Here is a 7,756-nt window from a genome sequence, read left to right on the forward strand (position 1 = left end):
AATCATAGTTTTATAAATGCTTACGATTTCTGCTCTTTGCTAAAGTTAATGACATTGTGTAAATAAGGTATTTTCTAATATCTATCTCTATCTCCGGCAACGAAAACAACGAGATTTTTCAAGAAAATTGATAAAGTAAGATTTGCAGGTCAGACGGTAGTTTACAGGTTTTCAGAGGTTCGTTGCCGGACTTCGTTGCCAGTGCTGCCGTCTGGCCTGCTACTCTATGGAGGTAGCCTATGGAAAAAAGCAAACAGCAGAAAAATAAAGTCCGTTTTGTGGTGGTGCGGGAGTTCTCCGGGGAGAAGTCCATGCGGGAAGCCTTTGAGCAGCTGATTGAGCGTCAGACCTGCGAACACTTCGAGGAATGGCGTCAGCAGCGGGAAATGGCCGAAAACGCTGCGTAAAAACGGTTGATTCAGGGGCAGGGACATGGTACTATAATGGTATCGTGTCCCTGTTCATAGAAGGAGAACGCTATGAGCAGGAAAAAACAAGTCTATGAGAAAATCACCGCTCTCTACTGCCGCATCTCTCTGGATGACGGCGGCGACAACGAGAGTATGAGCATCAGCAACCAGAAAATCATGCTTCGGGACTTTGCTGAAAAGCATGGAATGTTCCAGTATGAATATTATGTGGATGACGGCTATACGGGCCGCAATTTCAACCGCCCTGCCTTCCAGCGCATGATCGCTGACATTGAGGCGGGGAAGATCGGCTGCGTCATCACCAAAGACCTATCCAGGCTTGGTAGGAACTATATTGAAGCTGGCAGCTATATCGAAATCTTTTTCCCCAAACACAATGTACGCTATATCGCCATCACGGACGGCGTGGACAGCCTGACCCGTCAGGAGATGGACATTACGCCCTTTAAGAATATCCTGAACGATATGTACAGCCGGGATATTTCTAAAAAGGTGCTGGCAGGCATCACCACCCGCTCCCGGCAGGGGAAGTTCTGCGGAGGGACGCCGCCCTTCGGCCTGATGCGTGACCCGGAGGACAAGGGGCATCTCATCATTGACCCTGAGACAGCGCCAATCATCCGCAAAATCTATGACTATGCCCTTGACGGGCTGGGCTGCATGAGGATTTCCAAACGTCTGATGGAAGAAAAAATCCCAATCACCCATGTCAAAGCCAACACGGAGTTTGACGCCAACTATTATTTCTGGGGCGGAGCCAGAATCAGTCACATCCTGAGAAATCCATTCTATAAGGGCGCACATTTGGTCTTTCGGACGCATCAGAAAGGCATCCGCTCCAACACCTATGACATTATTCCCCGTGACCAGTGGGAAGTGATCGAGGGCTGCCATGAGGCCATTGTGACGCCGGAGGAATGGGAACAGGTGCAGGAACTCATTGACCGCAGGCCGACCATTCAGGGGAATTCCTGCCCCTTTTATAATCTGTTCCACGGTCTGGTCTACTGCGCCACCTGCGGGAAGTCCATGCAGGTGCGGTATGAGAAAGTGGGCCGAACCGGGAAGAACCGCTTCACCGGCGAAATGCGGGAGCCGATTGACAAGGCGTACTATATCTGCCAGACCTACAACCGCATGGGCTGCAAGGTCTGTTCCAGCCACAAGATCGAGGCCAGGGATTTATACAATCTGGTGCTGAAAGACATTCAGGAACTGGCGGCGCAGGCTATGAAGGATGCCGATGCGTTCTACCAGCGGCTCAGCCGCCGGATGGAGCACCGGTATCTGGTGGACGCCTCCCAGACAGAAAAGGAACGCCTGCGGCTGGAAGCCCGAAATCAGGAAATTGACGGGATGTTCCTGAGCCTGTACACCGATAAGGCCAAAGGCATCCTGACCGAGCAGCGGTTTGTGAAGCTGACGGCGGCGCTGGAACAGGAGCAGGAATCCAACCAGAAACGCCTGCATGACCTGGCAATGATGCAAGGTCGTGCCGATGCGCAAGAAAGCGAAGTCCGCACTTTTATCAAGGAAATCCGGCGCTATGCCGCCATCGAGGAACTGGACGAGGCGGTGCTGAACCGGCTCATTAGCCGGATTCTGATTGGAGAAATCAAGAAGATTGATGGTCAGAGGACACAGGAGGTTAAGATTATTTACAATTTTGTTGGGGAAATGTCAAGGTAGAATTTAGACGCTAAATACTTTTAATTTATATCAAAAGTGATACAACAATTTTCTTTTAATGCTATCAGGCAATAAAGTTATTCCTTTGGCCAGAGTAAAAGGGATAACTTTATTTTGCTAAAGCATACTAAAAAGGGCGCGTTGCAGAAAATTATCCGCAACACGCCCTCTTCTATAAGTCCTTATGTCAAAATCAAATTATTGGTAATCTTGAATATTGGGATAAGCGGCACCGTTATTATGCGCGTAAGCTGCTTCAAAGTAGTCGAGGCTTTCAAAAGTAATGCCCTGATAGTTTCCGACATTCAACACATCAAAAGTTAGATTCAGAACATCACCAGCGGAATATTGGTCAAGAAGATTTCCTGCAAATTTCCATCCTATGTTTTCCTCATAAGTATCCTCGGTAAAATAAAATGTAGTCGCATCCTCAGTCGCATCATAACTAATGTCAATAATTATATCAGAGAAATGAACTTGATCTCCAGCATTAAAGTCTTTGAGATAATCTACAGTTTTTCCATCAGCAGGATTAATAAATTGAGCATTAAGTTGTGTCATATCAACAACCTCTGGAGGAAGAGAATTAAGTCTGTAAGATTCTGCAACAGAGAATTGATAAACTCTGTTATTATCCCCAAAGTAAAATCCATCTTCCGTCATAGGAACACTTGAACGAGCATTGGCATTGTAATAATGGGCATAATACAACTGCCATTTGTATGTCTCAGTTGAAACAAACTGTGCTTTCCATGTACCAGAACTGTCTCCTGCTTTCTTTGTATAAAACATATACTGATTTGTACCAGTAGTTGCTTGACTTACCGTATCACCAGAGGCATCTGACAAGATGAGTGCAATCTGTGTAAAAATATCGACAAAGATAATCCTATGTCCATGCATACGGATAGAACCAACGCTGTTATCTACTTCTGGACGAAAATAAACCTCAGGCCCCATATCACCCGTGTTATATTCTATGCTAGGTGAAACAAGATAGGCCCAACTACTATCCTTTTCACTCTGTCCATCGAGATCGATAAGCTTTTCCACATAATCTGAAAGGATAATCCAGCCAATCTTCCACCAATTCACTTTGCTTGCTTCAGCAGAAGAACTGATATTCTCGTTGTCGGCATAAGCAAAAGTAGTGTTAGAAAAACTTATGCACATAACCAAGGAAAGAGTAAGTGCAACAATCTTACGTGTTAGCTTTTTCATTAAAAGCCCCCCTTCTCTTATAAAACCAAAACAATAATGCAAATGATGGATGCAATAAAAAAGAATACTCCAGCAACCCGCATCAAACCAAGATATAAATCTGTAGGTTCACCGCCTTTTACAGAAAAGAAGTGTTCAATTTTCCATAAAAGTTCCGGCTTAAAAATCATAAAAAAACTTAATAGAAGCAAAAGGATAAGCCATATGTTATCTATGTATAACACTTCCTTTCTGCTAATACTGAAAATTCAAATAAAAAAGCGCATAAGTAGACAAATAATCATGCCTAACTTATGCGCAAATAGAAACAATTTTAATTCTAAGCCTCCAAAGGCTGGCAGCGTCGGTAAAAATGCTCCATTATTAAGTTAGGCAACTTAACCTTAAAACAAATCATCGGTCTTACCTCCCAACAATATAAATTTCGACTTTTCACTTTTATTTTATCACCTAAAGCAGAACTTGTCAATGAATTTGTCTAAAATAAGTCGATTTTCTTTTTTGATTATGTGCATTTTTAACTAATAGAAAGAAAGTTGTATTGAGGGCGATTGGTGTTCCTTATTCCATATGTCGGAACTGTATGAAGTGAAAATAGTTTATCCGTTGAAGAGTCACTCCACAGGTTATGCTTGATTCTTTCAAAGTTATGTTTCTATAATATGCATCCGTACTGTCATATTATAATTCACATTATTGGATAATATAAATTGACAAGTATAAGATAAACAGACAAGGAGTCGCTGCCACCCGTAAAACGGGTGGCTCGGGACGCAGGCTTTAAGCCCACTCTACTTGGCCGCGCCTCAAGGCGCTAGCTTTCTCTTTTAGGCTATACTAAAGTTTTTATTTCCCTGGTACAACCGGGGATTTTTTTGCTTCAAGCCGCCAATTAGAACGGCAGCCACAAAGATTTTTCTTTGCGGCTGCCGTTTTCTTGAATTCATCACTTGACAATGTGGCAAAGAGCTTATGACACAGGACGAAATCGCGGTCATGGACGGAGGGAAATGTATCTTGCAGCTACGCGGGGTGCGCCCGTTCTTTTCGGACAAATTCGACATAACGAAGCACCCGAAATACAAGTACCTGTCCGATGCAGACCCGAAGAACGCCTTTGACATGGAGAAGCACTTGCGCCGCCGCCCCGCTATCGTCAAGCCCGATGAAGTCTTTGACTATTACGAGATTGACGCGGCAGACTTGCCGGAAGATACAGAAGCGTAAAAGAAAAGGACAGGGAAAAGACCTTTGCATTATGGAAATGTGCATAACTGCCTATTCCGTCATGGAAAACGCCGTTCACAGCACATGGAAAAGCAAAGGGCAGCTTTCCCACGTCCTGCAAACAGCGTTTCCCACAACTCCATAAGCAAGGCAGTTATACACATTCCCACAATGCCGACTGCTACGACGAAAACCGCACCCTCTCTTTCTTTCATTCATAAGAGCAAAAAAACTTAAAGGAGGTATCACAATCAGAAACGTAAACACAGGCTACATGATACGCGCCCCCACTCCCCCGGCGCAGCACACAGCGGCAGAAGCCGCAGCCCTTACAACTGAATACCGCCGCGCCGCAGACATTTAGGCGGCGTGGGGAACCCGCCGAACCCCGGCGGGCTTATGACCGCGGCAGTTACCAAAACTGGCCGCCGTTTTTTATGCCCTTTTTCGGGCAGCCGCACACGCGGCAAGAAAGGAGAACTTTATGGCATTTTTTAATTCGGCAGTAGGCGTTTTGCAGACCCTTGTTATCGCTCTTGGAGCTGGCCTTGGTATCTGGGGCGTGATTAACCTCATGGAGGGCTACGGCAACGACAATCCGGGCGCGAATGCTCATGTGCGGTAAAGTAATAAAAAGATTTAGGTAGCCGCCTTAACTATTCCTAAATAAGATAATATGCACAGTATTTTCTCGTAAATAGAAAATAAATTATTGCATTTTACCAATTATTATGTTAAAATGACAATGTAACAAAGAGCTATGTATTTTTAAGGAAAGGGAGGAACTTATGAATTTAAGAAAATCTATTTTAGCACTTTCAGTAGTAGCTGGAATTGTAGCTGCTCCAATGACTGTATTTGCCGCTCATACTCATAGTTGGGGTTCTCCCCAGTACTATGGATATGAAGATGAAATGCCTGGTATATATGATGACTGGGATAAATGTGCGACACGTCATGTATATAATTACAAACAATGTTTAATTTGTGGAGAAGTAAGCATTTATGAAGTTGAGACGATTGAAATGTCTCACAAATGGGTGAATGGTGCATGTGTATATTGCAACAAAGGTTACGCGAAAGAGATAAATTAACATAGTATCATTACCGGCAAGTTTATGATCAAAAAATAGAAAGCATTGAGAATATTTCAAAATTTCTTGAAAGTACTCTCAGTGCTTTCTTTGATAATATGAAAGGAGAAATAAATGCAAAAAAAACAACTTTCTGTATTAGTACTAATTATTTTATGCTTTTTATTAGGATGTAACAGAGAAACACCAAAAGATGAATCTCAACAAAATTATGAAGATGAATCTAATATTTCTAAAACAAATGGAGAAGAACTTGTAAATATAAACAGTGAATTGTTAGGTTCGACTCCTTTTGATATCCAAATCGATAAAACAGCATTGCAGACTAGAAAAGAAACAGAAACAGAAGTTACAATAAAGACAAATTTAACAGACTGGGGTTATACTGTTTCTTCTGAAAAAGGGAAAATATCTGATATAAATAAAAATTCATTCATATATATAGCACCTAAAGATGAGAGGGATGATACTATAAAAATACAATTATCGGACTATGAAAATGGCATATCATATGAATATACAATTCCACTTATTTTTGCGGGAAACAATGAACATTCTTTAGATAAATTCAAGGAAAATCTTTCAAGATTACCTAATAGTTAGTAAAGAGTCGATAGACTAAAGTACCACCATCCTCTTTTATTTCAACTGAATATCCATCCCGCCGCACCGCAGCGGCACATGAAGCAGTAAATCCGAAAAAGATTTGCTGCTTTTTTTGCGTCCATTTTTGGCAAATTTCCAAAAGTTCCGTATTAGACAGTGAAACCAAAAAAGGCTGCCATTTTTTTCAGACAGCGGGCAAAACGCAGCTTCCGAAACGCCTTATTGTCGGGAAAGACCGAGCCGCCGGAAAAGTTCTTGCCGGAAAGTCCGTCCATTCTGCTCTTTTGTGGTTTGTAGGGAGTAAGGGAAAAACGCCAGCCCGCAGCCTTTTATAAAAAAAGCTGGTTATAGATTTTCTGAAAAAGTGGCAGTAGCAAGTGAACGGCAGGCCGGCAGTTTCTTAGAGCAAGATTCTACCGAGGTGCCAAAATTCGCTTATCGCTCATTTTGCCCCTGCGGGAATCTTGTTGGGGAGTGCCTTCCCCAAACCCTGCTTATGCGGCTTGCGCCGCTGAAAAACCCCTCAAAATATTTTTCGGATTTTTCAAAAACAGTTCCGCTTCACACCCTGTTTTTCTCCTATTAGTGAGAGGACACCACGCACAGAAAGGAGGTCAACCACCTATGAAACGATACAACACGCCGCACCGCAGCCGGGTAGTCAAAACACGCATGACCGAGGAAGAATACGCCGAGTTTGCCCAGCGGCTTTCTGCTTACCACATGAGCCAAGCCGAGTTTATCCGGCAAGCCATAACCGGGGCAGCCATACGCCCCATCATAACCGTTTCCCCCATCAATGACGAGCTGCTTGCCGCTGTCGGGAAGCTGACCGCCGAATACGGGAGGATCGGCGGCAACTTAAACCAGATAGCCCGGACGCTGAACGAGTGGCACAGTCCCTATCCGCAGCTTGCCGGGGAGGTACGGGCGGCGGTTTCCGACCTTGCTGCCCTAAAGTTTGAAGTCTTGCAGAAAGTGGGTGACGCTGTTGGCAACATTCAAACATATCAGCTCTAAAAACGCCGACTATGGCGCAGCGGAAGCCTATCTCACATTTGAGCATGACGAGTTTACCATGAAAGCCACCCTTGATGAAAACGGGCGGCTGATACCGAGGGAGGATTACCGCATTTCTTCCCTCAACTGCGGGGGCGAGGATTTCGCTGTTGCCTGTATGCGAGCCAATCTCCGCTATGAGAAAAACCAAAAACGGGAAGATGTGAAAAGCCACCACTATATCATCAGCTTTGACCCACGGGACGGGACAGACAACGGCTTGACCGTAGACCGGGCGCAGGAGCTGGGCGAGCAGTTCTGCAAGGAGCATTTCCCCGGACACCAAGCCCTAATCTGCACCCACCCGGACGGGCATAACCACAGCGGGAATATCCATGTGCATATCGTCATCAACTCCCTGCGGATTTACGAAGTCCCGCTTCTGCCCTACATGGACAGACCAGCCGACACGCTGGAGGGCTGCAAGCA

General features: G+C 44.4%; 10 protein-coding genes and 1 pseudogene. 8 read left to right on the forward strand and 3 right to left on the reverse strand.

Annotation, left to right across the window (positions count from 1 at the left end; all coding sequences use genetic code 11):
* The first annotated feature begins 239 nt into the window (after positions 1-239).
* Both DWX32_RS19955 and DWX32_RS18830 read left to right on the forward strand, forming a co-directional pair.
* The gene (locus DWX32_RS19955; protein WP_171027916.1) at positions 240-407 is read left to right on the forward strand and encodes a hypothetical protein; all 168 of its coding nucleotides are present in this window, start codon (positions 240-242) and stop codon (positions 405-407) included.
* Positions 408-479: 72 nt separating this feature from the next.
* Complete coding sequence (locus DWX32_RS18830; RefSeq protein WP_055221983.1) at positions 480-2,120, forward strand: recombinase family protein; 1,641 nt, start codon at positions 480-482, stop codon at positions 2,118-2,120.
* A gap of 198 nt (positions 2,121-2,318) precedes the next feature.
* Here DWX32_RS18830 and DWX32_RS18835 read toward each other — a convergent pair whose 3' ends face one another.
* Entirely contained in the window at positions 2,319-3,341 is a 1,023-nt protein-coding gene (locus DWX32_RS18835) for a hypothetical protein (protein WP_055221986.1), read from the reverse strand.
* Positions 3,342-3,358: 17 nt separating this feature from the next.
* Positions 3,359-3,565: a DUF6199 family natural product biosynthesis protein gene (locus tag DWX32_RS20790; protein ID WP_334291862.1), complete on the reverse strand. Its 207-nt coding sequence runs from the start codon at positions 3,563-3,565 to the stop codon at positions 3,359-3,361.
* A 736-nt stretch (positions 3,566-4,301) separates the two neighbouring features.
* On the opposite strand from DWX32_RS20790, the pseudogene DWX32_RS18845 reads away from it, so the two are divergent.
* The 4 genes and pseudogenes from DWX32_RS18845 to DWX32_RS18860 form a co-directional block, all read left to right on the forward strand.
* Positions 4,302-4,568: pseudogene (locus DWX32_RS18845) on the forward strand (hypothetical protein); the annotation flags it as partial.
* Positions 4,569-5,052: 484 nt separating this feature from the next.
* Positions 5,053-5,193 (forward strand): Maff2 family mobile element protein, encoded by a 141-nt coding sequence (locus tag DWX32_RS18850; RefSeq protein WP_118660850.1) that lies wholly within the window; start codon positions 5,053-5,055, stop codon positions 5,191-5,193.
* A gap of 163 nt (positions 5,194-5,356) precedes the next feature.
* Positions 5,357-5,662, forward strand: coding sequence for a hypothetical protein (locus DWX32_RS18855; RefSeq protein WP_002569240.1), 306 nt, complete (start codon positions 5,357-5,359; stop codon positions 5,660-5,662).
* A 114-nt stretch (positions 5,663-5,776) separates the two neighbouring features.
* The gene (locus tag DWX32_RS18860) at positions 5,777-6,265 is read left to right on the forward strand and encodes a hypothetical protein (protein WP_002569239.1); all 489 of its coding nucleotides are present in this window, start codon (positions 5,777-5,779) and stop codon (positions 6,263-6,265) included.
* A gap of 152 nt (positions 6,266-6,417) precedes the next feature.
* Here DWX32_RS18860 and DWX32_RS20505 read toward each other — a convergent pair whose 3' ends face one another.
* On the reverse strand, positions 6,418-6,543 hold the full coding sequence (locus DWX32_RS20505; protein WP_007037420.1) for a hypothetical protein: 126 nt from the start codon (positions 6,541-6,543) through the stop codon (positions 6,418-6,420).
* A 349-nt stretch (positions 6,544-6,892) separates the two neighbouring features.
* Between DWX32_RS20505 and DWX32_RS18870 the strand changes: the two genes are divergently transcribed.
* The gene (locus DWX32_RS18870; RefSeq protein WP_002594236.1) at positions 6,893-7,288 is read left to right on the forward strand and encodes a plasmid mobilization protein; all 396 of its coding nucleotides are present in this window, start codon (positions 6,893-6,895) and stop codon (positions 7,286-7,288) included.
* Positions 7,260-7,756: relaxase/mobilization nuclease domain-containing protein (locus DWX32_RS18875; protein ID WP_158579618.1), on the forward strand; the 497-nt coding region annotated here is incomplete at its 3' end. The genes DWX32_RS18870 and DWX32_RS18875, both read left to right, overlap by 29 nt.

This window comes from Blautia sp. AF19-13LB (genome assembly GCF_003479105.1).
Classification (GTDB): domain Bacteria; phylum Bacillota; class Clostridia; order Lachnospirales; family Lachnospiraceae; genus Fusicatenibacter; species Fusicatenibacter saccharivorans.